This window comes from Halomonas sp. HAL1 (assembly GCF_030544485.1).
Lineage (GTDB): Bacteria > Pseudomonadota > Gammaproteobacteria > Pseudomonadales > Halomonadaceae > Vreelandella > Vreelandella arctica.
This window is the reverse complement of sequence record NZ_CP130610.1, coordinates 3,616,465-3,639,069: the sequence shown is the minus strand read 5'-3', so window position 1 is coordinate 3,639,069 and position 22,605 is coordinate 3,616,465. Positions and strand designations below refer to the sequence as shown.

The 22,605-nt window shown below is 57.0% G+C and carries 25 protein-coding genes; 9 read left to right on the top strand and 16 right to left on the bottom strand.

The window, feature by feature from the left end; genetic code table 11:
- Positions 1 to 35: 35 nt before the first annotated feature.
- Positions 36 to 1,031 (bottom strand): TRAP transporter substrate-binding protein DctP, encoded by a 996-nt coding sequence (gene dctP, locus Q3Y66_RS16940; RefSeq protein WP_008959370.1) that lies wholly within the window; start codon positions 1,029 to 1,031, stop codon positions 36 to 38.
- A gap of 155 nt (positions 1,032 to 1,186) precedes the next feature.
- On the opposite strand from dctP, the gene Q3Y66_RS16935 reads away from it, so the two are divergent.
- The 3 genes from Q3Y66_RS16935 (at position 1,187) to Q3Y66_RS16925 (ending at position 4,154) form a co-directional block, all read left to right on the top strand.
- Positions 1,187 to 1,870: a GntR family transcriptional regulator gene (locus Q3Y66_RS16935; protein ID WP_008959371.1), complete on the top strand. Its 684-nt coding sequence runs from the start codon at positions 1,187 to 1,189 to the stop codon at positions 1,868 to 1,870.
- A gap of 125 nt (positions 1,871 to 1,995) precedes the next feature.
- Positions 1,996 to 2,991: a GlxA family transcriptional regulator gene (locus Q3Y66_RS16930; RefSeq protein WP_008959372.1), complete on the top strand. Its 996-nt coding sequence runs from the start codon at positions 1,996 to 1,998 to the stop codon at positions 2,989 to 2,991.
- Positions 2,991 to 4,154: an MFS transporter gene (locus tag Q3Y66_RS16925; RefSeq protein ID WP_008959373.1), complete on the top strand. Its 1,164-nt coding sequence runs from the start codon at positions 2,991 to 2,993 to the stop codon at positions 4,152 to 4,154. The genes Q3Y66_RS16930 and Q3Y66_RS16925 overlap by 1 nt, the downstream gene beginning before the upstream one ends.
- Here Q3Y66_RS16925 and Q3Y66_RS16920 read toward each other — a convergent pair.
- Genes Q3Y66_RS16920 through Q3Y66_RS16900 form a run of 5 tightly spaced genes read right to left on the bottom strand, consistent with a single transcriptional unit; the run spans position 4,151 to position 9,441 of the window.
- Positions 4,151 to 4,597 (bottom strand): HAD family acid phosphatase, encoded by a 447-nt coding sequence (locus Q3Y66_RS16920; RefSeq protein WP_008959374.1) that lies wholly within the window; start codon positions 4,595 to 4,597, stop codon positions 4,151 to 4,153. The genes Q3Y66_RS16925 and Q3Y66_RS16920 overlap by 4 nt on opposite strands.
- On the bottom strand, positions 4,585 to 5,676 hold the full coding sequence (locus Q3Y66_RS16915; RefSeq protein WP_008959375.1) for an MBL fold metallo-hydrolase: 1,092 nt from the start codon (positions 5,674 to 5,676) through the stop codon (positions 4,585 to 4,587). The genes Q3Y66_RS16920 and Q3Y66_RS16915 overlap by 13 nt, the downstream gene beginning before the upstream one ends.
- Positions 5,673 to 6,734, bottom strand: coding sequence for an ABC transporter ATP-binding protein (locus Q3Y66_RS16910; RefSeq protein WP_008959376.1), 1,062 nt, complete (start codon positions 6,732 to 6,734; stop codon positions 5,673 to 5,675). The genes Q3Y66_RS16915 and Q3Y66_RS16910 overlap by 4 nt, the downstream gene beginning before the upstream one ends.
- A complete protein-coding gene (locus tag Q3Y66_RS16905; RefSeq protein ID WP_008959377.1) occupies positions 6,722 to 8,434 on the bottom strand; it encodes an iron ABC transporter permease in 1,713 nt (570 codons plus the stop codon). Before Q3Y66_RS16905 ends, Q3Y66_RS16910 begins: the two co-directional genes overlap by 13 nt.
- Before the next feature lie 2 nt (positions 8,435 to 8,436).
- Entirely contained in the window at positions 8,437 to 9,441 is a 1,005-nt protein-coding gene (locus tag Q3Y66_RS16900; protein ID WP_008959378.1) for an ABC transporter substrate-binding protein, read from the bottom strand.
- Positions 9,442 to 9,575: 134 nt separating this feature from the next.
- Between Q3Y66_RS16900 and Q3Y66_RS16895 the strand changes: the two genes are divergently transcribed.
- From Q3Y66_RS16895 to Q3Y66_RS16885, 3 genes are all read left to right on the top strand, one after another.
- Positions 9,576 to 10,328, top strand: a complete 753-nt coding sequence (locus tag Q3Y66_RS16895; protein WP_035587321.1) for a DeoR/GlpR family DNA-binding transcription regulator — start codon at positions 9,576 to 9,578, stop codon at positions 10,326 to 10,328.
- Positions 10,329 to 10,389: 61 nt separating this feature from the next.
- Positions 10,390 to 10,950 (top strand): YgjV family protein, encoded by a 561-nt coding sequence (locus Q3Y66_RS16890; RefSeq protein ID WP_008959380.1) that lies wholly within the window; start codon positions 10,390 to 10,392, stop codon positions 10,948 to 10,950.
- A gap of 43 nt (positions 10,951 to 10,993) precedes the next feature.
- Positions 10,994 to 11,260 carry a DksA/TraR family C4-type zinc finger protein gene (locus Q3Y66_RS16885; RefSeq protein ID WP_008959381.1) on the top strand — a complete coding sequence of 89 codons (267 nt, stop codon included), beginning with the start codon at positions 10,994 to 10,996 and terminating at the stop codon, positions 11,258 to 11,260.
- A gap of 18 nt (positions 11,261 to 11,278) precedes the next feature.
- On the opposite strand, the gene Q3Y66_RS16880 is transcribed toward Q3Y66_RS16885, so the two are convergent.
- Together Q3Y66_RS16880 and Q3Y66_RS16875 are read right to left on the bottom strand one after the other, a co-directional pair.
- Entirely contained in the window at positions 11,279 to 11,755 is a 477-nt protein-coding gene (locus Q3Y66_RS16880; RefSeq protein ID WP_008959382.1) for a DMT family transporter, read from the bottom strand.
- Positions 11,756 to 11,781: 26 nt separating this feature from the next.
- Complete coding sequence (locus Q3Y66_RS16875) at positions 11,782 to 12,210, bottom strand: DMT family transporter (protein ID WP_008959383.1); 429 nt, start codon at positions 12,208 to 12,210, stop codon at positions 11,782 to 11,784.
- An 89-nt stretch (positions 12,211 to 12,299) separates the two neighbouring features.
- Here Q3Y66_RS16875 and Q3Y66_RS16870 point away from each other — a divergent pair, with 89 nt between their 5' ends.
- A complete protein-coding gene (locus Q3Y66_RS16870) occupies positions 12,300 to 13,232 on the top strand; it encodes a LysR family transcriptional regulator (RefSeq protein ID WP_008959384.1) in 933 nt (310 codons plus the stop codon).
- An 87-nt stretch (positions 13,233 to 13,319) separates the two neighbouring features.
- Positions 13,320 to 14,609 (top strand): S-methyl-5-thioribose kinase, encoded by a 1,290-nt coding sequence (mtnK, locus tag Q3Y66_RS16865; RefSeq protein ID WP_008959385.1) that lies wholly within the window; start codon positions 13,320 to 13,322, stop codon positions 14,607 to 14,609.
- Between the two features lie 160 nt (positions 14,610 to 14,769).
- On the opposite strand, the gene Q3Y66_RS16860 is transcribed toward mtnK, so the two are convergent.
- From Q3Y66_RS16860 to mtnB, 3 genes are read right to left on the bottom strand one after another with little or no spacing between them, the layout of a single operon-like run.
- On the bottom strand, positions 14,770 to 15,318 hold the full coding sequence (locus tag Q3Y66_RS16860; RefSeq protein ID WP_008959386.1) for an acireductone dioxygenase: 549 nt from the start codon (positions 15,316 to 15,318) through the stop codon (positions 14,770 to 14,772).
- 35 nt (positions 15,319 to 15,353) lie between these two features.
- The gene (gene mtnC, locus Q3Y66_RS16855; RefSeq protein ID WP_008959387.1) at positions 15,354 to 16,040 is read right to left on the bottom strand and encodes an acireductone synthase; all 687 of its coding nucleotides are present in this window, start codon (positions 16,038 to 16,040) and stop codon (positions 15,354 to 15,356) included.
- 28 nt (positions 16,041 to 16,068) lie between these two features.
- On the bottom strand, positions 16,069 to 16,656 hold the full coding sequence (gene mtnB / locus Q3Y66_RS16850; RefSeq protein ID WP_008959388.1) for a methylthioribulose 1-phosphate dehydratase: 588 nt from the start codon (positions 16,654 to 16,656) through the stop codon (positions 16,069 to 16,071).
- A gap of 102 nt (positions 16,657 to 16,758) precedes the next feature.
- Here mtnB and mtnA point away from each other — a divergent pair, with 102 nt between their 5' ends.
- A complete protein-coding gene (mtnA, locus tag Q3Y66_RS16845) occupies positions 16,759 to 17,784 on the top strand; it encodes an S-methyl-5-thioribose-1-phosphate isomerase (RefSeq protein ID WP_008959389.1) in 1,026 nt (341 codons plus the stop codon).
- Between the two features lie 16 nt (positions 17,785 to 17,800).
- Here the strand turns inward: mtnA and Q3Y66_RS16840 are convergent, their stop codons facing one another.
- The 5 genes from Q3Y66_RS16840 to Q3Y66_RS16820 all read right to left on the bottom strand — a co-directional run bounded on the left by Q3Y66_RS16840 (position 17,801) and on the right by Q3Y66_RS16820 (position 22,581).
- A complete protein-coding gene (locus tag Q3Y66_RS16840) occupies positions 17,801 to 18,481 on the bottom strand; it encodes an RES family NAD+ phosphorylase (RefSeq protein ID WP_008959390.1) in 681 nt (226 codons plus the stop codon).
- Positions 18,478 to 18,879 carry an MbcA/ParS/Xre antitoxin family protein gene (locus tag Q3Y66_RS16835; protein ID WP_008959391.1) on the bottom strand — a complete coding sequence of 134 codons (402 nt, stop codon included), beginning with the start codon at positions 18,877 to 18,879 and terminating at the stop codon, positions 18,478 to 18,480. Before Q3Y66_RS16835 ends, Q3Y66_RS16840 begins: the two co-directional genes overlap by 4 nt.
- A gap of 89 nt (positions 18,880 to 18,968) precedes the next feature.
- On the bottom strand, positions 18,969 to 20,795 hold the full coding sequence (recQ, locus tag Q3Y66_RS16830; protein ID WP_008959392.1) for a DNA helicase RecQ: 1,827 nt from the start codon (positions 20,793 to 20,795) through the stop codon (positions 18,969 to 18,971).
- A gap of 62 nt (positions 20,796 to 20,857) precedes the next feature.
- The gene (locus tag Q3Y66_RS16825; RefSeq protein WP_008959393.1) at positions 20,858 to 21,700 is read right to left on the bottom strand and encodes a carbohydrate ABC transporter permease; all 843 of its coding nucleotides are present in this window, start codon (positions 21,698 to 21,700) and stop codon (positions 20,858 to 20,860) included.
- Complete coding sequence (locus Q3Y66_RS16820) at positions 21,697 to 22,581, bottom strand: carbohydrate ABC transporter permease (RefSeq protein WP_008959394.1); 885 nt, start codon at positions 22,579 to 22,581, stop codon at positions 21,697 to 21,699. Before Q3Y66_RS16820 ends, Q3Y66_RS16825 begins: the two co-directional genes overlap by 4 nt.
- Positions 22,582 to 22,605: the final 24 nt, after the last annotated feature.

Genomic DNA, 22,605 nt, shown 5'->3' with positions numbered 1-22,605 from the left:
CGGAATGGCCGCGCCATTAGGCGATCATGGGTTGCTTACTCGACGGCCAGCGCCGCATCGATAATGGCTTGTCCGTTGGGAACGTTCTCGGCAAAGTTTTTGTAGGAAGTCTCCTTAGCGATATCGAGCCAGGCGTTGTAGTCGTCCTCGCTCATGCTGACTACTTCCACGCCATTCTCTTCGTAGAGGTCGACCATCTCCTGGTCAATGGCGGCGGCCTCTTCCGCAAAGAACGCCTCGGCGGCTTCACCCGCTTCCATCAGGGCTGCTTGCTGCTCTTCGTTGAGCCCTTGCCACACCTGCTCGGAAATAAGAATGGGTTCGTACATGTACCACAGCGCGAAGTCGCCGGGCTCGGTCAAGCACTCAACCTGTTCGTAAAGCCGAAAGGAGATAAACGACATCGATGAGGTATTAGCGGCATCCAGCACGCCGGTTTGCATGGCGGTATACACCTCGGAAGAGGGCATGGAGGCGATGGAGGCACCGGCTGCTTCCAGCATTTGTTCAAACGCAGGCCCGGCGGCGCGGAAGTTCTGACCCTCGACGGTATCAGGCGAGGTAACGCACTGCTCGCTAGAGGCAAAACCGCCCGATAGCCAAGCATCTGCAAGTACCCGAGCGCCGCCTTCGCGAATGACCTCTTTAATCATCTCCATATACTCAGAGTCATTCAGGCGTTGGGCATGTTCCTGATTACGCACCAATCCCGGCATCAGCGTAGCCGAGAACTCCGGGTGGCGGCCGCTAGCGTAATCCAGCGGTAGAGAAGTGATGTCCAGACGACCACGGGCGACGGCGCCCCACTGTTCACGCGCTTTAAACAGCGATTGGCCGGGATAGACTTCAATGGTCAGCCCGACATCTGCATCGGCTACTTCGCGGGCCATCATTTGCACCATTTCATCGCGCACGTCCCCTTGACCACCGGGGAATTGATGCGAAGCTCGCAGTACGGTATCGGCAGAGGCGTGTGACGCCGCGATGGCGAGGCCTAGGGCGGTGGCAGTTGAGATCAAATAGCGTTGCATGTGGCGTCTCCAACAGTTGTTGTTGTGTGTTTGGATGAGCTTTATATGTTTATCAGAAGATCTGATATATATTTCAATAGCGCTTAAATATGCTAATGTCAACTTTATGACAAGTTTAATGGCCTGAAATAAGTCGCGATCCATGGAGGTAAAACATGACGGGCACCAAGCGCTCCAACGCTCAGCGATTAAGGGATTCTCTTGAGGATGACATCATCAATGGCCGCCGTTTGCCGGGAGAGCGCCTGGACCCGGAAGCTTTGGGGCGTGAGTTTCAGGTCTCGCGGACGCCGGTGCGTGAAGCTTTTCAGCAGCTGGTGGCCAGCGGATTGGTCACCGTTTCGCCGAAGAAGGGCACCTTCGTGGCCAAGGTGGGTATTGATCAGTTGATCGAGATGTTCGAGGTGATGGCCGAACTTGAAGGCATGTGCGGCCGTTTAGCGGCTCGCCGAATCACCGAGCCCGAGCTGGCCGCATTACGTGAAGCCCATCAGCGATGCGAAGCGGCGGCCCTAGCCGGTGATAGCGATGAGTATTACTACGAAAACGAAGGTTTTCACGACTGTATCTACACCGCTAGCCATAATGCCTTTTTGGCCAGCGAAGCGCGTCAGCTGAAACAGCGCTTAAAGCCTTATCGGCGCCTGCAGTTACAGGTACGCCAACGGGTAAATAATTCCCTTAGTGAGCACCAAGCCATCGTGGAAGCGATTGAAAAAGGTGATCCTTTGGCTGCACAGCAAGCGCTTAGTGACCATGTACTGATTCAGGGCGAGCGCTTTAGTGACTTCGTTTCCAGCGTCCGCCGTATGGAGGCACCGTTAGAAAGAACGGGCTAATTTTGGCCCGCTGAGGGTTGACCTAGCCCCATGTCCATATCGGTGGGGTAATCGTCCTTGCCGACATAGGGCGCAGCGCTGACACTCTCTCTAATGCTTCGATTCCCCGTTAGCGGAGAGAGACTGTGACTCGCCATGTTGCTCTATTTGCCTACCCCGACTGCCAACTGCTGGATGTCAGCGGCCCCTGGCAGGTGTTTGCCAGCGCCAATGCGTTAAGCCCCCAGCCGCTCTATCAGTTGACTCTGATTGCCGATGCCGTCGGCCCGGTTGTCACCAACGGCGGCCTGGCCGTGCATGCTACCCACACCTACCAGCAACTTACTCGTTTACTGCCACTGGATACGCTATTGGTGGCGGGCGGTAGTGGCGTAATACAGCAGCGTGAGATAGCTACCGTGAAGCAGGTGCTTGGTGAGGTCGCTCCAGAGGTGAGGCGGCTAGGTTCTATCTGCTCCGGGGCATTTTTGTTAGCCGCTGCAGGGTTGCTGGATGGTTGCCGCGTCACTACCCACTGGCGCCATGCACAACAACTGGCTGAGGAGTACCCCGCGCTAAGCGTCGAGCCCGATGCGCTGTATATCGAAAGCAACGGTCGCTATACCAGCGCAGGCGTCACGGCGGGTATTGATCTGGCGCTTTCGCTGGTAGAGGCGGATCACGGTGCTGATCTAGCCGGGCGAGTGGCCCGTGAGTTAGTGGTATTTCTGCAGCGCCCAGGTGGGCAGTCGCAGTTCAGCGAGATACTGCGACACCAGCAGGCGACGGGACCTCTACGTCGCTTACTGGATCAACTTCATGCCGACCCAAGTGTGGATCATGGGCTTGATAGCATGGCCGACCTGATGGCGGTTTCTCCACGCCATTTAACCCGGCTGTTTAGACGCCACCTAAATACGACCCCGGGTGCTTACCTGACCCAACTACGCCTTGAACAAGCGCGCCTGGCGCTGCTCAGCGAACGCGAGCCGGTCTCTCTTGCGCGGCTCGCGCAACGCTGGCGACTGGGCGGCGCGGAGCAGTTGCGTCGCCAGTTTCAACGCTACTACGGTGTGTCACCTTCAGTCTATCGCCAGCGTTTTGCGTCTTCCCATGCCACTTGTCTGCAGGAGAGTGCCTGATGCCTTTGACCGTTACTTTATTATCACTCTGTCAGGCGCTGCTGGTCACCGGCAATGTCTTGCTGATTGCCGTCTCGCCACTGATTGGCGCATCGTTAGCCCCAAGCGCGTCTTGGTCGACCGCTCCGGTTGCCACCCAGTGGCTTGGACTGATGTGTGCGACCATTCCTGCGTCGTTGATCATGGCAAGGTTGGGCCGTAAGCGCGGTTTCATGCTGGGCAACCTCGTTGGTCTGATCGGCGCGTTGGTCGCCGTGCAGGCGCTGATGGGCGAGCGCTTTGGGCTGTTTTTACTGGCAACTTGGTTAATTGGTATCGGCATTGGCTTTGGCCAGCTCTATCGCTTTGCTGCGGTAGAAGCCGCCCCCGCACCCATGCGTGATCGGGCGATTGGCTTGGTAATGGGTGGCGGTGTGCTGGCCGCGTTTGCCGGGCCATGGCTGGCAAGAGTAAGCCGTGAGCTGGGCGAAGTGCCGTTTCTGGGCAGCTTTGTGGGTTTAGCCGCGCTCTACGCGTTGGCCTTGGTGGTGTTGATGCGGACACAACTACCGCCTGCTTCCCGCACCCATGGCGAAGGCATCGCACTACCGCTGGGTAAGATAATGCGGCAGCCTGGGTTTATTGTGGCAGTAAGCGCGGCGATGGTCGGGTACGGCGTGATGAACCTGGCCATGACCGCCACACCACTCGCCATGGCGGGAGCCGGACACCACTTTAACCACGTTTCAATGACCATTCAGTGGCACGTGGTGGCGATGTTTCTGCCCTCGTTCTTTACCGGGCATTTGGCTACCCGTTTCGGAGCTAAGCGGGTCATTGTGGCAGGTTGCTTGCTACTGGTGGCGAGTGCTTTAGTCGCACAATTGGGTATCAGTTTAGCCGGTTTCAATGTGGCGCTGATGTTGCTGGGGCTGGGTTGGAACTTTACTTTTCTGCCCGCCACCGGGCTGCTCACCGAAAGCTATCGCCTGGTGGATAAAGCCCGCACCCAGGCTGCCAACGAGTTTTTAGTGTTTGGCACAGCGGCTATCACTGCGCTGCTCGCTGGGCCCTTGGTCAGCGGCTTAGGCTGGGCGACACTTAACTTGCTGTTGATTCCCGTTGCGTTGGTGCCCCTGGCAGTGCTGGTTTGGCAATACCGAACCAGCCTGGCAAACGCTTAAAAATCCCCCGGCGCGCACTGGAGGCAGGTTAATCCAAGCGCGCGCCATTGGGCGACTACGGCGTCGCGGTCATCCAGCACTAGCCAAGGCGCAAAACCGTCGCTGCGCATACGTTCTAGAAGCGCCTCTTTCACTGTTTCATCATCCACATGGTCATCGCCTTCTGGGCGTAGGTACATGGCATCAAAGGGGATACTATGCCGCTCAAGCCAGCGCAGGGTATGCTCACGGTGGCTGTCCGGCCGACCGCTGCAAATCACGATCTGCTGACCCTGCGCCTTAAGAATGTTGACCAGCTTGGCGATCGCTTCAATCACAGGTGCTTCGGCCATATGGGCAAAGAAGGGCTCCCACTGTTTTTGGCTACCGAGCACCCAGTCGCTAACTTGGTGAGGATGAAATTCGGCTAAGGTGCCGTCGACATCGACAATCACTGCGGACATGCAAAACTCCTTAAAGAGGAAAAGTGGTTTGTACGGGAATCAGTTTTGAAGCGCTGGGAAGTGTAAAGGCGATTGCCTAGAAGACCTTGCCACGCCTTTAATTCGTTATCTCTAAGCTGGGTAAATAGTGGCACCACTTGAGAGGCGTCCATCTGATCGGCTAGCGCCACCAGATGCGAGGCGCGCAGATGCACATTCCAGCGTTGCCAGCTTATTTCCCCTGCCGCTAGCTGAACTTGACGTTCAGGCGTTAAGTAACCGGTATGCAGTAGCCGGTGTTCGGGCCACTGTTGGGGGGAGTCATCGTGATCACTTATCAGCCGCAGCGTGGCATTTTCATCATTTTGTCGTGCCAACACATTGTTGATTGCAGCATCAATACCTGGGCGACGCAGGGCGGCTGGCATTGCCAGCAGGGCGGTGAGGTTGGCGCGTATCTCCGCATCAATCGCGAGCGTTAACCCTCGTGATTTAGCTTCCTCAAGCAGCCACAGCGCCATTTCCAATGCACGGCCGGTGGCAGGCACGGGAAATGCCAAAGGCTGGGTAAAGTGTTTGCTGATTGCTTGAATGCACGCAGGTTGGGGTTGATCAAAACTGCCGTAGGAGGCATCCAGCAGCGCAAGACGCGCTGTTGGTGGTGTATCAAACGGAAACACCAACGATTCAAAGCAGGCATCGCCGCTGTAGAAAACACCCCCTTCCACCGCTAAATGCAGCCAAACACCGCCTAACGAGTGCCCTGCTTGACCGGTGGTGACGGTAATACCTTCCACCTCTATCGAGCCGCGTTCTGGCAGGGGGTGCCATAGCCGGTTCTTGGGCAATGATTTAGCTACCAGCGGCGTGCAATAAAGCGGCACGTTCTCGGCTAACTCGGCCACGCCGCCGATATGATCAATATGGTCGTGGCTAATCAGCACTGCGTCGATATCCAGGTTGTTCGCCCAGGAGATGGTGTCATCCGGGTGGAGCGCGCCGCCTGCATCTAGCAGCAGGCGTTTTCCCTGAGCCTCCACGACTATCGCCGCTGGCCCTTTGGCGCCTAAACCACTGAGAATCTCAATATGGACACTCATTGATCGGGCTCCAGACACCAGCCCTGATGAAGGTCGACGGCAACCTGACTACCCAGGTCAGGGGGGCTGTGATGGTAGGCCAGCAGGGTTTCGCCACTGGGCAAGCGCAGTGTGAGCTCATAGCGCTCGCCGCGAAAAATTACGCTTTCTACCTGAGCGGCAAGCTGGCTATGAGTAGGAGCCGCTGAGGAAGAGGGCGTCGTGCTGATCTGAATATGCTCTGGGCGCACCAGTACCGTTTGAGTGCGCTCGGACTCGATAGCGTTCAGACCACGCATCAAGGAGGAGCCCTCAAGCAATTTTCCAGGATTGCCAGCGGCAACTTTTAATTGGCTGCCCTGACCGATAAATCCCGCTACCCAGGCGGTGCGCGGTTGCCTGTAAAGGGTTTCAGGGGCTCCCCACTGAACCAGTTTGCCCGCTTTCATTACGGCGATTTTGTCTGCCAGCGCCATGGCTTCGGTCTGGTCGTGAGTGACATAGACCAGCGTGGCGCCAGTTCGCTGGTGAAAATCGCGGAAGCTTTGCTCCATGGTGGCGCGTAGGTGGCGATCAAGGTTGGCCAGTGGCTCATCCAGCAGTACCACCGACGGGTCGCTGACCAGGCAGCGCGCCAGGGCGACGCGCTGGCGTTGGCCACCGCTAAGGGCCTGGGGCATGCGGTCGGCGTAGGCATCGAGCTCCACCAGGGCAAGGGCCTGCTGCACCTTTTGGTGATACGCCGCCCCGCGCAGGCCTCGCAGTTTGACCGGGTAGCCCACGTTGTCCGCCACGCTCATATGCGGCCATAGCGCATAGGACTGGAACACCATGGCCATATTGCGCTGCTCTGGAGGCATATGGGTATCGGCACTGGCCAGGGTGCGATTGCCTAATTGAATGCTGCCGTCGTTGATCGTCTCAAAACCTGCCAGCATGCGTAGCATGGTAGTTTTGCCACAGCCGCTGGGGCCGAGCAGGGCGACAAACTCGCCTGGGTTGATCGTCAGCGACAGTGCATCGACTGCCGTCTGCTCGCCAAAGCGTTTGGTGACACGATCGATCGTTAGCCCTGCCATGGGATGACTCCTTTGGGTAAACGCGGTGCCAGCAAGCTGAGTGTCAGCATCAGTGAAGCGACCATGATCACCACCAGCACTGATACCGCTGAGGCCAGCACGCTTTCGCCACCTTCATCGAGATTGAAAATCAGCACGCCGAGAGTTTCATTTCCGGCGCTCCAGAGCAGCGCTGACACGGTCAGTTCGTTGACCGCCAGCAAGAACACCAGCAAGCCGCCTGCGAACAGCGCGGGCGCGACCAGCGGCAAGATGATGCCGCCAAGACGGCTCCAGGGGCCTGCACCCGCGAGCTGAGCCGCCTCTTCAAGGGAAGGATCCAGCTGCGCCAGGCTGGCGGCGACGGGTTTGACGCAAACCACCAAAAACCGCGCCAGATAGGCGATAAAAATCAGTCCCAGGGTGTCGTATAGCGCTACGTTGATAATCGGCAGCGGGCGGACAAATAGCAGGATGCAAGCAATGGCCAATACCACGCCAGGAAGCGCATAGGGTATTTCGATAGCGCTGAGTACCACGCCCCGCCAGCGTTCCGGCAGGCGCTGCAGTCGGTAAGCCAATGGTAGGCTCAGCAGCATCAGCACCCCTGCCGCGCTACCTGCAAGGAGTAGGCTATTGTTGACCGCCCGCCATGTGGCGCCTTGGCGGCCGACCACTTCGGCGTAAGCGTTCAGGGTGGCGGTCTCGGCGTTTAACGGAACGCCCATGGCGGGCACTAGCGAACTGATGACCAGGGCGAGCAGCGGCGCGACCAGGATGATCAATAAGATCCCGACTAATGTAGCGGTGACCAGAGGACGCCAGCGGCCCAGGGTGAAATCGTGGGAGCGTCCACTATGGCCGCCCAGCCCGAAGCGGCTACGGTTCATAAGCTGTTGCTGCAGCGCCACCCCGGCTAGCGCCAATAACCCAATCAGCAGCGACAGGGCGGCCATTTCTGCCAGCACCCCGGTGCCGAAGTTGGCCATACGCTGGTAGATCAGCGTGGGCAGCACGTAATAGCCTGCAGGAATACCCAGCATGGCGGGAATGCCAAAGTTGCCGAGACTCGAGATAAACGCCATCGCGCCCCCGGCAATCATGCCACTACGGGTCACGGGTAGAATAATGTGACCCCATACCTGGGTCTGTTTGGCGCCGCTAATGCGGGCGGCTTCAATAAGCTCACGGGGCAGCGAAAGCAGGCTGGTGCGCAGGGCCAGAAACACCAGTGGTGCGCTCTGGATACCCAGTAATAAGGCGACGCCTTCAGCGGAGTAGAGTGGTTGCGGGCTACCTAGCGGCGGTGCCATGCCAATACTTTTCAGTAGGGGGCTGGCCGGGCCGAATAGCTGCAACCAGCTCAAAGCGGTGACCTGCGGCGGAATCATCATCGGCAGCATAAAGCAGAACACCAGCCACGCTTTTCCGCGCACATTGGTGAGCGTGATGGCAAAGGCGAATAGACTGCCCAGCACCAGAGCGATCAGCATGCCGAGCCCCGAGGTATACAGGCTATGCCAGAGTGCCCGCCAAGTGCTGGCGCTATTGAGCACCTGCCACAGGGGGGACTGGCGGCCTTGGGTAAGGTCGCTCAATGCTTCAATCAGCAGGCGCAGGCTGGGCGCCAGGCTGAGCAGCACAATGGCGATCAGCAGGCTTGAAAGCAGCCAGCGATGCTGGCTGCCGTACTTGTTGTCATAGTTGAGAGCGGGCGTCATGGTTACCCGCCGAAGAGGTCGCTAAAACGCTGTTTGAGTTCTTCTTCCTGCGCCAATGCCTGCTCGGTATCAACCGGCATCAGGGTAATGCTATCGCGCTCGGGGAAGCCTTCCGGTGGAGCAACGTCGTTGTGGGCAGGCAGATAGCCCTGCTGGCTGACCAGCTCCTGGCCTTGCTGGGAAAGCACAAAATCAACAAACTTCTGCGCAGCATCGACATTCTCAGAACCTTCCAAAATGGCGACTGGTTCGGTCACCGCGCTCACGCCTTCTTCCGGGAACACGAATTCGACCGGCGAGCCTTTGGCGGCTTCACGAATTGGTAGGAAGTCCACCACGATGCCGTAGGGCTTGGTACCTGCAGCCACGGCGTTAAAGACGCCACCATTGCCGCCCTGTGCTTCGGTGCGATTGGCTTTCAGAGAGTCGTAGTATTCGGCGCCTAGTTCTGAATTAGCGCTAATCGCCGCCATATGAATCAGCGCAGCGCCGGAGTAGAGCGGGCTGGGCATGGTGACCAACCCTTCGTAGTCAGGCCCCAGCAGATCTTGCCAACTTTGCGGCTGATGCTCGGCGCCGGTGTTATAGACAATCCCTGTGGTGATCAGCTTGGTGCCGTAGTAGTAGCCTTCTGGGTCATACAGGTCAGCGTCATAGGCTTGGCGCTCATCGCTGAGGTAAGGCTGTAAATGACCCTCTTGCTTGAGTGATTCCATGGTCATGCTGTCGGCAATCAGCAGTACGTCGGGGTTGCTCACCCCGGCCGCAAGCTCTGAGCGCAGCCGGGTCATCAAGCGCGTGGTACCGTCGCGTACCCACTCCACTTCAATGTCGGGATAGGCGGCCTCGAAGGCATCAACGGTCTGTTGGGCGTCGCTATTGGGCTGGCTGGTATAGAGCGTTAGCGTTTCGTTCGCCGCTACCTGGGCCGACAGGGAAAAGCTGGCTACCGCAACGGCAGCCGTCAGGGCAGATGTTGGAATAGATAACAGGGGGCGCTTCAACATGGGTAAACCTCCAGTGAGTGAACCCCACCTAAGCTACTGTCATCTGCTTACAACAAAGTGACACTATGCTTTCGTTCAACATTTTATGGCTTTCGTTTACCGCACTTTTTGCTTTCGTTGTGCCGAGAGGGGCTATGCGCCAGTTCGAACGTCGACAACAGCTATTGCAGCGGATCCACTCACAAGGGCGCCAGTCGGTAGACAGCCTGGCAGATGAGTTTGGGGTTTCTGTGCAAACCCTGCGTGGAGATATTCGCCACCTGGCTGATAAGGGCTTGGTGCTGCGCCGCCAAGGTGAGGTGCTGCCGTTTCCCGAGCAGGAAAACATCGGCTACGACCAGCGTCAGATTGTCAATGTGGCGGGTAAACGGCAGATTGCGGCGCGTGCAGCGAGCTTGGTACAGAATCATCAAGCACTTTTTTTAGGCACGGGCACTACGGTTGAACAGTTGGCCGATGCGCTGAGTGATAAGCAAGGTCTGCATATCATGACCAATAACCTGCATGCGCTGATTAAGCTGTGCCAGTTGAAGTGTGAGTTAGTGGTGGCCGGTGGGCGAGTGCGTCGTCGTGACCAGGATGTGATTGGCGGCGATGCCTGGCGATTTTTTCAGCGCTACCGTGCCGACGTGGGGATTGTTTCGGTGGGGGGAATGGATAGCCATGGCCAGCTTTATGACTACAACGACGACGAAGTGATGGCGCGCGAGGCGCTATTAGCCCATGCCGGTTATCGTGTGCTGGTGCTGGATAAAACCAAGTTTGACCTGCCACTACGCTGCGCCGCGGGACAGTTGGGGGATTACGATGCGGTAGTGACCGATGTGCCGCTGCCAGACAAACTACGCAGCCCGTTGGCTGCCCAAGGCGTTCGGTTTCTGGGTTAGGACGAACGCTAACTGTGACAGTATGGGGCAAACGAAGGCGTGCAAAAGAGGAGCGTTATAAATGCTAGACAACCTAAGCCATAGTGCCCTGGCTGGTCAGCTCTGTGGTTTGGTGGCCCTGGTGATATGTGTAGTGGCCTTTGCCAGCAAAAACGATGATCGCCTACTGGTGTTACTGATTTCTGCCAATGTGGCGTTTGCGCTGCAATTTGTCTTTTTCGAGAGCTGGACAGCGGCTGCGCTAACGGTGCTGGTGATAGTAAGGATTGTATTGGCTCGCCGTTACCTGGGAAGTAAAGCCGTGATGGCGGGTGTCTTGCTGGCCAGCAGTATCGCCGCAGCCCTCACATGGCAAAGCTGGGTGGATATGCTGCCGGTGACGGCCATGGTGCTGGGAACCGTTGGCATGTTTCTAATGCGCGGCATTGCCATGCGGGTTTTTCTGGGGCTGGCTGCCCTAGCATGGATGCTGAACAACCTGCTGATTGGCACCATCGGCGGTACTATTGCCGAAGGGCTGATTGTGGTCACCAATATCATTACCATCATTCGGCTGGCGCGCGCCAAACGCAAATACCCTGAGGTATTTGAGGACGGTGAGCAAAACGATCCGCCCGCCTAGCTGCTATGCTAAAAAGAGTTTTACCTTAGCGAGGAGCGCGATGATGGCAGGAGGATGGGCGAAAGATGGCGCCGAACAAGAGCAGATGGAGAGCACGCTGGAGGATGCGGTGCAGCGTGCGCGTAGCCAATTGCCTCGCGGCGAAAGTCTTGAGACTTGTGAGGAGTGTGGCGAACCCATTCCCGAAGCGCGCCGCAAGGCAATTCCAGGCGTTCGGCTCTGCGTGGAATGCCAGAGTGAACTAGATAAAAAGCAGTCGAGCTTTAGTGGCTATAATCGCCGCGGCAGCAAAGATAGCCAGCTACGTTAAAGTGGTGAGCCTGAATAACTAACTTGGCTGGCTTGCCAGTCGACGATGACGCTGCTGGTGACTTAGATAGATTAAGCCGATAGCACCGATGAGCAGCGCCATCGCAATGTAGCGTGACGCATCTAACGGTCGCACGGCATTGCTTAACCAGCCGAAATGATCAATCAGCAGGCTCATCAACAGTTGGCCAGAAATGACCGCTACCGTGGCCGCTGCGGTGCCTACTCGGGGTACGGCAAACACAATTGCCAACATATAGACCACGCCAAACAGGGCGCCGGTTAGCTGCCATTTGGGTACGCTGAAGAGCGTCGCTTGCTGTGCTGGCTCAAAAAAGAACATCAATAAAAAGGTTAGGACGGCGCCGATCACAAAGGTCAGCCAAGAACTCTCGATGACGCCTGCTTTTGCACCCAAACGGCCATTGATGGAGGACTGAGCTGCCAGTACCGCACCGCCGACGAGCAGTAAGATAAAGATAAGAGGGAGTAACATGGTTTAGCTCCTGAATACGTTAGCCGTTACATTAACCACAGGGCGGCAAGAATCATCGCCAAGGCGCCAATACGGTAGCCATCGACTTTACGTTGTTCGCTTCCCAGCCAGCCAAAGTGGTCGATAGCGACGCTGGCCGCTACCTGGCCGCACAAAATCCCCACCATCGTCATTCCAACACCTACCAGCGGCGTCGCAAGCGTTAACACAATGACGTAGACCGGGCCTAAGATGCCGCCCGTCAGTAGCCAGCGCGGCTGCTTAAAAAGGGCTCCCAGCTGTCGTTTAGGCGCAAACACCAGTGCTAGTGAGAGCAGTAGCGCGCCCACCATAAAAATCGACAAGGTGGCCGATAAGTGTCCAACCTGCTCGCCAAGCGGGCCTAGCAAGCCGGCTTCGACCGATAGCCCCATCCCGGCAATTAGCACGCCGAGCAGAATAAGTGCGTGACGCATAGGTGGCTCCGCTAAGTAAAAGAAGCGCGTACTGTAGAGAGTTAGCGTTATTGCTACAATGCGTCAAAACAGCAAAGGACTATTGCATTTTGGACAACTCGCTTCGCCTGTTAGCGTTACGCCTTTTTGTGCGAGTGGCCTCAAGTGGCAGCTTTGCTGAAGCCGCGCGCTACTTCGATTTGCCGGCCTCTTCGGTCTCGCGGCATATTGCAGGGTTGGAGCGTTCGCTAGGCCAGCGATTGCTCTACCGTCATACGCGAGCGGTAAGGCTCACCGATGCCGGGGAGCGCTATTATCGGGAGGTAAGAAGCATATTAGAAAGCTTGGATGACGCTACCGAGCAGGTAATCAGCGGCGCTAAGCAACCGCAGGGATTGTTGCGTCTTAATGCACCTGTGGCGTTTGGGCGTCGGCATATCGCGCCTTTATTGGCTAGTTTTCAGCAGGCAAACCCGGCCGTGGAGGTAGAGCTAACGTTGAGCGATGCCTTTATCGACCCGGTACAAGAGGGCGCCGATGTCGTAATACGGGTGGGATCGCTGGGGGATTCAAGCCTAGTGGCCCGGCAACTCGCGACCCAGCGCTTTGTCGCCTGCGCTTCCCCCGCGTATTTAACGCGGTGCGGCGAGCCCCACCATCCTGCACAATTGAGTGACCATAACTGCTTAGTCTATAAAGGAACACGCGGTATTCAGCCTTGGTATTTCCAAGGGGCTGGCAATCCTCAAGCGCAGCGTTATTCGGTAAAAGGCAATTTGCATAGCAACAATGCCGAGAGTCTTGTGGAAGCCGCTCTGCAAGGTCAAGGTATTGTGCTATTTCCCACATGGTTGCTATTCGATGCGCTGCGCGATGGCGGCCTAACGCCCATTTTGGAAACCTATGAAGCCCTAGGCGAAGCGACGCGAGAAGGAATCCATGCTATCTACCCCGAAAACCGCCTGCGCTCGCAGAAAGTGGCCGCCTTTTTAGAGTATTTGTTCGCGGAGATTGGCGAACGGCCCTATTGGGATCACCATTAATAACGATGACGATAGTCCCCTTATTAACTTTTAAACGTTACTCTCTGATAATAAACGTCTTAAAGCCCCCTATTCGGGCCTGAATATATGCAACGTTTTGGTGAGGATTGGCCTGTGGAGATTGACCAACATTACCGCGCGCTCGGCGTCGACACTCTATCCCAACGGCTGGGAGGGGTTGAGGCGGTGGCGAGTCGAGTGGGCGGAGAACCCACTAGCTGGGACATTCTTGAGGTGGGTGACGGCAACCTCAACCTAGTGTTTATCGTCTCCGGTGACTTAGGCAGTGTCGTGGTTAAGCAGGCGCTTCCCTATGTACGCATGGTGGGCGAAAGCTGGCCGCTACCGATTTATCGCGCCCACTTTGAATATTATGCGCTGGTTCGCCAAGCCAAGCGTGCGCCCGGCATTGCCCCCGAGGTGTACTACTTCGACAAACCCCAGGCGCTGTTTGTGATGGAGTACCTTCACCCGCACACGATTTTGCGCCGCAAGTTAATCAACGGTGAGCGAGTTGCCCAGCTTGGCGAAACCATCGGCCAATTCTGCGCACGCACGGCATTTCGTGGCTCGGAGCTTTCGCTGAGCAGCCCGGAGAAAAAAGCGGACGTAGGATTGTTCTCAGGCAATGTGGCGATTCCCGCCATCACCGAGTCGCTGGTGTTTACCGACCCCTATTACGGCGCCGAAATGAACCACCACACCCCGGAACTTTCACCGGTGGTGGACGAGCTGCGCCGCAATGCGCGTCTGAAAGCCAAGGTGCAGCGGTTGTTGATGAAGTTCACCTCGAACACCGAAACCATGCTGCACGGTGATCTGCACTCTGGCTCGATTATGGCCACGGATACTGACGTGCGGGTCATTGACCCTGAGTTCTCCCAATACGGTCCAATGGCCTTTGACTTGGGCATGGCGGTGGCCAACTTCCTAATGGCTTATTTCAGCCAGCCCGCTCATCGCCTAGAAGATGAGCTTGAGGCTTATCAGGCGTGGATATTGGAGGTGATCGAAGCCTGCTTTACCCGTTTTGATGCGGAATTTCGCCACCTTTGGCAAACCGAGCGGACTGGCATTCTATTTCCCAAGTCGCTGTTTGAAGAGCAAGGCAATAGTGCCGACGACGCCTGCGATGCGCTGCTTGAAGAGATCCGCCTGGATGCGCTGGCCTACTGTGGCATCGAAATGCACCGCCGGGTGTTATCGCTGGCCCACAACGCCGACTTCGAAGAGATTAAAGACACCGCGTTACGCGCCAAGCTTGAAGCGCGCAATGTGCTGATGGGACAAACGCTGATCATGGAGCCGGAAGCCTACTGTGCCCTGAACGCGCTGGTGGATTTAGCTAAGGCGTATAACCAGCAAGAGGTGTTGTAAACGGTTTATAGGAGAGTTAGAACGAGCAGGCAGGGCCGGGACAAACCTACACGGGGGCGCTGTGAACCCATCCCTGGGCGCTACTTTCGCCATCCATGGCGAAAGACCCCCGCTACGGTTTGTCCCGGCCCAGGCTAAGTTTTTCCTATAGCCGAGCTATTTAAAGCTGGTCCAAACGATCGAACTTCCCGGCGATATCGCTTTCAGTCCAGTGGGGTACCCAGCCTTCCACGTTGTCGAAGAAACGTAGCGCGGTGAATTCCGGTGCCGGGCCCATATCGAACCAGTGGGGCGTGTTGGCAGGCACGCTGATCAGGTCATTGCGAGAACACAGCACCTGATACACCTTGTTATCGATGTGCAGGCAGAACAGCCCCTGGCCTTTAACGAAGAAACGCACTTCATCTTCGTGGTGGCGATGCTCGTTTAAGAACTTCTGCCGCATGGCGTCCTTCTCAGGGTGCGTGGGCACCATATGCAGCACATCCACGGTCTGATAGCCGCCCTTAGCTTTGACCCGGTCAATATCTTCCTGGTAAAGCGCCAAGATATCTTCCTGGGTGGCATCGTCAGCAATCTCGCCCGGCGCTGCCCAGCGCTCAAACAGCACGCCCACCTTATTTAGCTCAGTGATCATCTGTTCGCCGTCAGTGGTGTCGATCAGGGCATCGTTCGGGTTTGGATCAGCAAATACTTTTAGTTGCGACATCAACAACTCTCCTTAAAAGTGACAGGCGATGAACGTTACAGAACGATCTCATCGAAGCGGGTGACGCATGCATGATGGGTGCCGGCCTGAGTACCTTCACGTACCAGTTGCAGCGTTTGCATGCCCGCCTGCTTGGCGGCATCCAGCTCGTCAACAACGTCCGACAAGAACAGCACCGCATCCGCAGGCAGGTCAAGCTCGGCAACAATACGCTGATAAGCAGTCGCCTCGCGCTTATGACCAATATGGGTATCGAAGTAGCCGCTAAACAGCGGGGTTAAATCGCCCTCATCGCTGTAGCCAAAGAGCAGTTTTTGGGCCTGTACGGAGCCTGACGAATAAACGTAAAGGGCTTTGCCTGCCTCCTTCCACTGGCGCAGTGCAGGTGCTACATCGCTATATAGGTGACCTTTAAAATCGCCACGCTGGTAGCCGTCGGCCCATACCATGCCCTGCAGTGCTTTCAGCGGGGTGACTTTTTGGTCGGTTTCGATCCAGTGCAGCAACTCAGCAATGACAGCTTCCAGCGTGGCAGCAGGGTCACCCATTTCGCTGCGCACGGCGTCGATCTGCTCGGCGACGGCTGGGATTTCTGCGTTAACGCTTAGAAACTCAGGTAACTTATTGTGGGCGTAGGGAAACAGCACCTTATGCACGAAGTTAATGTCCGTGGTGGTGCCTTCAATATCGGTCACAATGGCGCGAACAGTTGGATTACTCATTTAAGGCTACTCATTAAAGACTGCTCATTTAAGACCAGCGACTCTCTTCAAGAACACAGGCTAGTAAAAACTCAATCGCTTCCAAGTGGCGTCGGCAGCTGGCAATGCTATCACCCACGGCATAAATGCCGTGCCCTGCGACCAAAAAGCCCCAGGGCATCGGCCAGCCGAGGCGCACATGCTCGGCCAGTTCTTCCATATTTTGGGAGTTGGGCACGACGGGCAAATGGATGGTCTCGTCGTGAGTAGCGTTGCCCTGTAGCGCTTTTTGCATTTCAAAGCCGCTTAGCTCGACACCCTCTGGAAAGCGCCGCGATAGAACCGTGCTGGCCACGGTGTGAGTGTGGAGCACGCAGTTAATCGAAGCGTCTAAGCGGTAGAGCGCGGCATGCAGATCGCTCTCAGCGCTCGGCTTACCATCCCCTGATAGTACCTTGCCATCCAGGTCGCACAGCAATAGGTCATCGGCCTGAATGCGGGTTTTATCCCGGCCAGAGGCAGTGACTAGGTAGCCAGCCTCGGTGCGGGCGGAAAAATTACCGCCGGTAGCAGGCGTCCAGCCTTGCTGCGCCGCCCATGAAATGGCGGCCAGCAGTTCAGTTTGTAGCGTCATCATAAGGTCTGCGTCGCCTCTTCTATTGGCAGCCATTCTATATGATAAGCTTCGCGGCTGATAAGCCGTGTAGCTGTTCCGATCAAGTGCTCAAGGAGTCCATCGATGCCTCAACTTCAGTCACGCAGTTTGCGGGTCCATGCCGATACGCTTGAGTACTTGGATCAAACTCAGTTGCCGCAAGCTGAAAAGTGGGTGCCCTGTGAATCTCCCGAGGCGTGGCAGGGGGCGGTTAAGAACCTAGCCATTCGTGGCGCACCACTGATTGGTTTGAGCGCTGCTTTCGTGCTGGCGCAGTACGCCGCGCGCCATCCAGAACATGATTGGCAGGAAGTTAGCGATCGCCTGCGCGCCACGCGTCCGACAGCCGTCAATCTAATGTACTGCCTGGATGCCATGGAAGCCTGCTTTGAGCAAGGCGCCAATGCTCTAGCCGAGCGCGCCGCCGCGCTGTTTGCAGAGGATCGTGCGCTGTGCCAACAGATGGCCGAACGGGGCGCTGACTTGCTGAAAATGGGGGATCGTGTGCTCACCCACTGCAACACCGGGGCGCTGGCCACCGCAGGCGTGGGCACTGCAATTGGCGCGCTGGCGGTGGCCACACAGCGCGGCGTAGAGCTTCATGTGTATGTGGATGAAACCCGCCCGCTGCTGCAAGGTGGTCGCTTAACCGCCTGGGAAATGGCTGATCTAGGCATTCCCTACCAGTTAATTACCGACAGTATGGCCGCGAGCCTGATGGCGTTAGGCAAGGTGGATAAAATAATGGTGGGCGCTGACCGTATCTGCGCCAACGGCGATTTCGCCAATAAAGTGGGTACTTATATGCTGGCGGTGGTCGCTCACTACCACCAGGTGCCGTTCTATGTGGTGGCCCCTTACACCACAGTAGATCCTGCCTGCGCCACCGGCGCGGACATTCCTATTGAACAGCGTGATCCCGCTGAGGTGCGCGGCGCCGCAGGCGCGTTTGGTGAGGTCGTGTGGGCGCCCAACAATGCCCCGGTATGGAACCCGGCGTTTGATGTCACCCCCGCCAAGCTCGTCACTGCCTGGGTGTTGGATACCGGCGTATTTGATGCCGCTGCGATCGCACGCGGTGAGCACTGTCAGAGACGGAGCGAAAAATAGGGGCGAAAGTTAATTGTTAGCCCAATAGCGTGAGCTCGTAGACATGGCGGATACGCTGACCATCCCAGTCATACCCGAGATGACGCCCTTGCCTTGTCGCAGAGAGCACGGGAGGTCGTAGCACAGCAGCACACTCCCCCTCCGGGTCCCTAACGCTTGGGTAAACGATGCCAGTCGTTTGCTCCTCCCAGGCTTGTCTACCTAAGGTTTGCCCGGCTGCCCAGCTATCCGTCGTGAGAAGCGTTTGGGCAGCATCCTGCCCACGTAAATCAAGTAGTTGGCCTGTTAAATCCGACAGATAAACACGTTGCTGAAGCATCATGGGCGGTTCGTTTGATTCCCCCATAAAGCGTTCTGCGTGGTAAACGGTTTCGGCAATGGCGGTGGCTTCGGTGAGTGCGCAGTAGTAGGCACCAAAAGTGCCATCGCTAAAACGCGAACCGGTAGCGGGGAAGTGGCAGAAGGCAGCCATGATTGGCGTCCAGCCGGGGCCGTAGCGGCGGTCGTCATCGCGGACTAGATGGATGGCTCCCGCTTCCTCACGAAGCCTTGCGGAGGTTTCACCCTCCAACTCATTAAGTAAGCCCCAGTCATCAGCGTTGCTATTGACGCCTTCGAATAAATCAATCGGTGGGAAACGCGAGGGGATAACGCGGTAACTGGGCCGCCACGTGACATTGCTCAGCGGGAATGTCATGCATGGCCTCCACCACGCGCTGCATCTAAATGCTGGCGAACAACGTAGAGGTCTGAGACTTGCCCATTTAACAGACGCTCCATTGGCGAGTGACCGGCGAAAAGAGGGTTGCTGTTGGATCTCTGCAACCAACTGTTGGCCGCTTCTTTGTTGGGCAACAGTATATGCAGTGCTTTGTAGATGCCGAGAATCAACGACATCCGTTCTAGATGATTAGCATCCAGGCGGGCATTCTCTGGTGCCTGCTTCCAACGCCGATAGGTGGAATCAGGTACTCCCAATAGAAGAGCGGCTTCACTCTCTTTTAACCCCCAGCTGTGTGAAATGCTGGGGTAGGTACGCATCGCTGCGGCCCCCATTTCGCGACGCTTGTCGGCTGTTTTGTGCTGAATAGCCATCTATTTCCCTCCTCACTTATGGTTAGATTACACCAAGTGAGCGATTTTTGAAAATAGCGACCATTTGAGCTTTTTGAGGGCGCGCCGGTTCAGCTGTTTTGCTCGGTTTCCTGATGCGCCAGAATAACGGCTAGAAAGCCCTCGCCGTAATCCGCCAACTTGCGCGCGCCGATGCCTGAAATCGCGCCCAGTGCCTCCATACTCTGGGGCTTCTGCTCGACCAGTTCGGCCAGGGTGGCGTCGTGGAAGATCACGTAGGCAGGCACGCCCTGCGCCTCGGCAAGTTCCTTGCGGTGCTGGCGAAGGGCTTCCCATAGCGCGCCATGGCTCAGAGTGGCTGAGGCGCCTTTGCTTCCCCGTCGGGCAGGGTTTGCTTTGCTTGGCTTGCGCAGGGTGAGGTTCTGCTCGCCTCGCAGCACCGGCTTGGCATTGGCAGTGAGCTTAATGCCGCCGTGTCCTTCCATATCCACGCTCAAAAAGCCGCTGGCAATTAGTTGGCGAAAGAGCGCTTTCCATTCGCTGGCCGTGAGGTCTTGACCAATGCCGAAGGTGCTGAGTTGGTCATGGCCAAAGCGGGTGATACGTTCGTTGCGCTTGCCCAGCAGAACATCCACGAGATAGGTCACGCCGAAACGCTGCTCGGTGCGGTAGACGCACGACAGCGCTTTTTGTGCGGCTACGGTGGCATCCCAGGTCTCGGGTGGGGTAAGGCAGTTGTCGCAATTGCCGCAAGGGTCGTCCAAGTGATCGCCAAAGTAGTGCAAAAGCGCCTGGCGGCGACAGCTGATGATTTCACACAGCCCCAGCATGGCATCTAGCTTTTGCTGCTCGATGCGCTTTTGCTGGTCGGCGGCGCTGGAGCCCTGCTGCATCTGGCGCAAGGTAATCACATCCTGAAGCCCGTAGGCCATCCAGGCATCGGCGGGCAGGCCGTCACGCCCGGCGCGACCGGTCTCTTGGTAGTAGGCTTCAATGCTTTTGGGCAGGTTAAGGTGAGCGACAAAGCGCACGTCCGGCTTGTCGATGCCCATCCCGAAGGCGATGGTGGCGACCACGACCACCCCATCTTCACGTAAAAAGCGGGTCTGATGCTGCTGGCGTTGCTCGGCGGGGAGCCCGGCGTGGTAGGGCAGTGCGGTCAGCCCCTGACGCTCCAGCCAGGCGGCGGTCTCTTCCACCTTGCGCCGGGAGAGGCAGTAGACGATGCCCGCCTCGCCGTCGTGGTGCTCGCGGATAAAGCGCAGCAGCTGTTCCTTGGCGTTACCCTGATTCTCGGCGATATGGTAGCGAATGTTGGGCCGGTCAAAGCCGCTATTATAAAGCGCCGCTTCCTGGAGCTGCAGATGCTCCATGATGTCGTGCCGAGTGGGCACATCGGCGGTGGCGGTGAGGGCGATGCGTGGCACCTGGGGGAAGCGCTGATGCAGATGGGAAAGCTGGCGATACTCCGGGCGGAAATCGTGGCCCCACTGGGAGACGCAGTGGGCTTCATCAATAGCGAACAGCGCGATCTGATTCTGCTCCAAAAGCATCTGCATACGCGGCGTGGCCAGCCGCTCGGGCGCGACATATAAAAGATCCAGTTCGCCCGCCCGCAGGCGGTTCTCTATCTCGACCGCCTCGTGATAATCGAGGCTGGAGTTGAGGTAAGCCGCCCTGACCCCGTTCTGTTCCAGTGCCGCTACCTGGTCCTGCATCAGCGCAATCAGCGGCGAGACCACAATCGCGGTGCCTTCGCGCAACAGCGCCGGGATTTGATAGCACAGCGACTTGCCCCCGCCGGTTGGCATCAGCACCAGCGCATCGCCTCCGGCGATCACATGCTCAATGATAGCCTGCTGCGGGCCGCGAAAGCTGTCGTAGCCGAATACTTCCTGCAGTACCTTGAGGGCTGCCGGGTGTGGGTCGCCGTGCATCAATGCTCTCCTTATCGCGTGCTTGAGGGAGAATTGTCGCACGAAAACTCACGGGGTTTTGCTTAGCGAATCCCGGCGCGCAGGAACGACTGCACAAACTGGCGTTGGAAGAGTAGGAAAGCCACCAGCAAAGGGGCGATACTCAGTAACGTTGCGGCACTCACCGTTGCCCAGTTGACGCCGGTTTCCGGGGCGGAGAAAACGCCTAGCCCGACCGTTAGCGGACGGCTTTCCACCGAGTTAGTGACCACCAATGGCCATAGAAAGTTATTCCAGTGGTGGCTGATCGAAACCAGCCCATAAGCAAGATAAGTCGGCTTGGCCAGCGGTACGTAGACCTTCCATAAGATCTCCATCCAGTTGCAGCCTTCGATCCGAGCAGCGTCTTCCAGCTCCCGGGGAATGGTTTTAAACGTCTGGCGCAGCAGAAAAATACCAAAAGCGCTGGCGACGTAGGGCAGGCCTATGCCGGTAATGGTGTTGATCAGCCCCAGCTCACTGGCAATACGATAATTCTCGACGATCAGCACTTCGGGAAATACGAACAGCTGAATCAGCACCAGCATAAACAGCACGTTTTTACCGGGAATCGGAAAGCGCGCAAAGGCAAACGCCGCCAGAGTACAAACCACAAACTGGGCAAATACAACGCCAGTGACGAGGGCAAAGGTATTCAGGTAGTAGCGTCCAAAAGGTGCCTGAGCCCAGGCATTGGTGAAGTTATCCAGCGTGAGCGGGGCGAAAAGTTCGAAATTCACCATAAATTCGCTGGGGTGGAAGGCGGCCCAAAAGGCGTACAGCAGTGGAAAAATCCAAATAACCGCCAGCAGCCACGCGGCCACCGTTTCCAGCGCTGGAATTGAGAAAAAACGGGAGCGGGGCGCATAGGATGTGGTCGTGTTCATTGGTAGTGCGTCCTGCGATCTAGAATCGTGAACTTAAGCGTGGCGACGACCGCGAGGACCAGCAGAATAACCACCGTGATGGTGGCGGCGGTGGTGCGGTCAAAAAACGAAAACGCGTTCTCATAGACGTAATAGAGCAGCAGGTTCGTCGCGTTGTTGGGCCCGCCCTTGGTCAAAATAAACAGGTGATCGACGACTCTGACCGCATTGATTAAGGCGTTAATCAGCACAAACAGCGTGGTGGGCATCAGCAGTGGGAAGGTAACCCGCCAGAAAAAGCTCCAGCGGCTGGTGCCCTCAAGGTCAGAAGCCTCTTTGAGTTCAGGCGCAATACCCTGCAGTGCGGCGAGGTAGAAAATCATAAAAAAACCGGCTTCTTTCCACACCGACATTACGATCACTGATCCCAGAGCCACGCTTGGGTCGCCGAGCCAGTTCACGCCCGAAAAACCTAACGCGCCAAGCAGCTTATTAAATAGGCCAATCTGCGGCGCGTAGAAAAACATCCAAATATTGGCAGCGGCGATCATGGGCAGGATGGTCGGCGTAAAGTAGGCCATGCGGACAACGCCGCGCCCACGCAGTTTTCCGTTAACAAATAGCGCCATGCACAATGCCAGCGCGATAGAAGTCGGAATCGTACCGACGGCGTAGATTAAGTTGTTGCGAGCTACTTTCCAAAACGTCGGGTCATCAAAAAGCACCTGATAATTTTCAAGCCCCACGAACTCGGTGGGTGCACCGCGAAAGCCAGGTAAAAACAGACTGTTGATCACCGTGGCGATGGTGGGCAGGTAAGCGAAGGTGGCCAGCAGTATGGCGGCGGGCAGCAGCAGAAGCGCACCGTAGAGCTGCATTTTGCGGTGGTTGGTGAAGGACATGGTTAAGTACCGCAAGTGGGAAAA

Bases quoted from the DNA above. Each gene is read 5' to 3' on its own strand.
- Q3Y66_RS16905 (WP_008959377.1), bottom strand. From the start codon at position 8,434: ATGACGCCCGCTCTCAACTATGACAACAAGTACGGCAGCCAGCATCGC.
- Q3Y66_RS16920 (WP_008959374.1), bottom strand. From the start codon at position 4,597: ATGTCCGCAGTGATTGTCGATGTCGACGGCACCTTAGCCGAATTTCAT.
- Q3Y66_RS16835 (WP_008959391.1), bottom strand. From the start codon at position 18,879: ATGGCTATTCAGCACAAAACAGCCGACAAGCGTCGCGAAATGGGGGCC.
- Q3Y66_RS16880 (WP_008959382.1), bottom strand. From the start codon at position 11,755: ATGTTACTCCCTCTTATCTTTATCTTACTGCTCGTCGGCGGTGCGGTA.
- mtnB (WP_008959388.1), bottom strand. From the start codon at position 16,656: ATGATGACGCTACAAACTGAACTGCTGGCCGCCATTTCATGGGCGGCG.
- Q3Y66_RS16910 (WP_008959376.1), bottom strand. From the start codon at position 6,734: ATGGCAGGGCTAACGATCGATCGTGTCACCAAACGCTTTGGCGAGCAG.
- Q3Y66_RS16900 (WP_008959378.1), bottom strand. From the start codon at position 9,441: ATGTTGAAGCGCCCCCTGTTATCTATTCCAACATCTGCCCTGACGGCT.
- Q3Y66_RS16885 (WP_008959381.1), top strand. From the start codon at position 10,994: ATGGCAGGAGGATGGGCGAAAGATGGCGCCGAACAAGAGCAGATGGAG.
- Q3Y66_RS16860 (WP_008959386.1), bottom strand. From the start codon at position 15,318: ATGTCGCAACTAAAAGTATTTGCTGATCCAAACCCGAACGATGCCCTG.
- Q3Y66_RS16935 (WP_008959371.1), top strand. From the start codon at position 1,187: ATGACGGGCACCAAGCGCTCCAACGCTCAGCGATTAAGGGATTCTCTT.
- mtnC (WP_008959387.1), bottom strand. From the start codon at position 16,040: ATGAGTAATCCAACTGTTCGCGCCATTGTGACCGATATTGAAGGCACC.
- Q3Y66_RS16820 (WP_008959394.1), bottom strand. From the start codon at position 22,581: ATGTCCTTCACCAACCACCGCAAAATGCAGCTCTACGGTGCGCTTCTG.
- mtnA (WP_008959389.1), top strand. From the start codon at position 16,759: ATGCCTCAACTTCAGTCACGCAGTTTGCGGGTCCATGCCGATACGCTT.
- Q3Y66_RS16915 (WP_008959375.1), bottom strand. From the start codon at position 5,676: ATGAGTGTCCATATTGAGATTCTCAGTGGTTTAGGCGCCAAAGGGCCA.
- Q3Y66_RS16890 (WP_008959380.1), top strand. From the start codon at position 10,390: ATGCTAGACAACCTAAGCCATAGTGCCCTGGCTGGTCAGCTCTGTGGT.
- Q3Y66_RS16895 (WP_035587321.1), top strand. From the start codon at position 9,576: ATGCGCCAGTTCGAACGTCGACAACAGCTATTGCAGCGGATCCACTCA.
- Q3Y66_RS16925 (WP_008959373.1), top strand. From the start codon at position 2,991: ATGCCTTTGACCGTTACTTTATTATCACTCTGTCAGGCGCTGCTGGTC.
- Q3Y66_RS16825 (WP_008959393.1), bottom strand. From the start codon at position 21,700: ATGAACACGACCACATCCTATGCGCCCCGCTCCCGTTTTTTCTCAATT.
- mtnK (WP_008959385.1), top strand. From the start codon at position 13,320: ATGCAACGTTTTGGTGAGGATTGGCCTGTGGAGATTGACCAACATTAC.
- recQ (WP_008959392.1), bottom strand. From the start codon at position 20,795: ATGCACGGCGACCCACACCCGGCAGCCCTCAAGGTACTGCAGGAAGTA.
- Q3Y66_RS16840 (WP_008959390.1), bottom strand. From the start codon at position 18,481: ATGACATTCCCGCTGAGCAATGTCACGTGGCGGCCCAGTTACCGCGTT.
- dctP (WP_008959370.1), bottom strand. From the start codon at position 1,031: ATGCAACGCTATTTGATCTCAACTGCCACCGCCCTAGGCCTCGCCATC.
- Q3Y66_RS16875 (WP_008959383.1), bottom strand. From the start codon at position 12,210: ATGCGTCACGCACTTATTCTGCTCGGCGTGCTAATTGCCGGGATGGGG.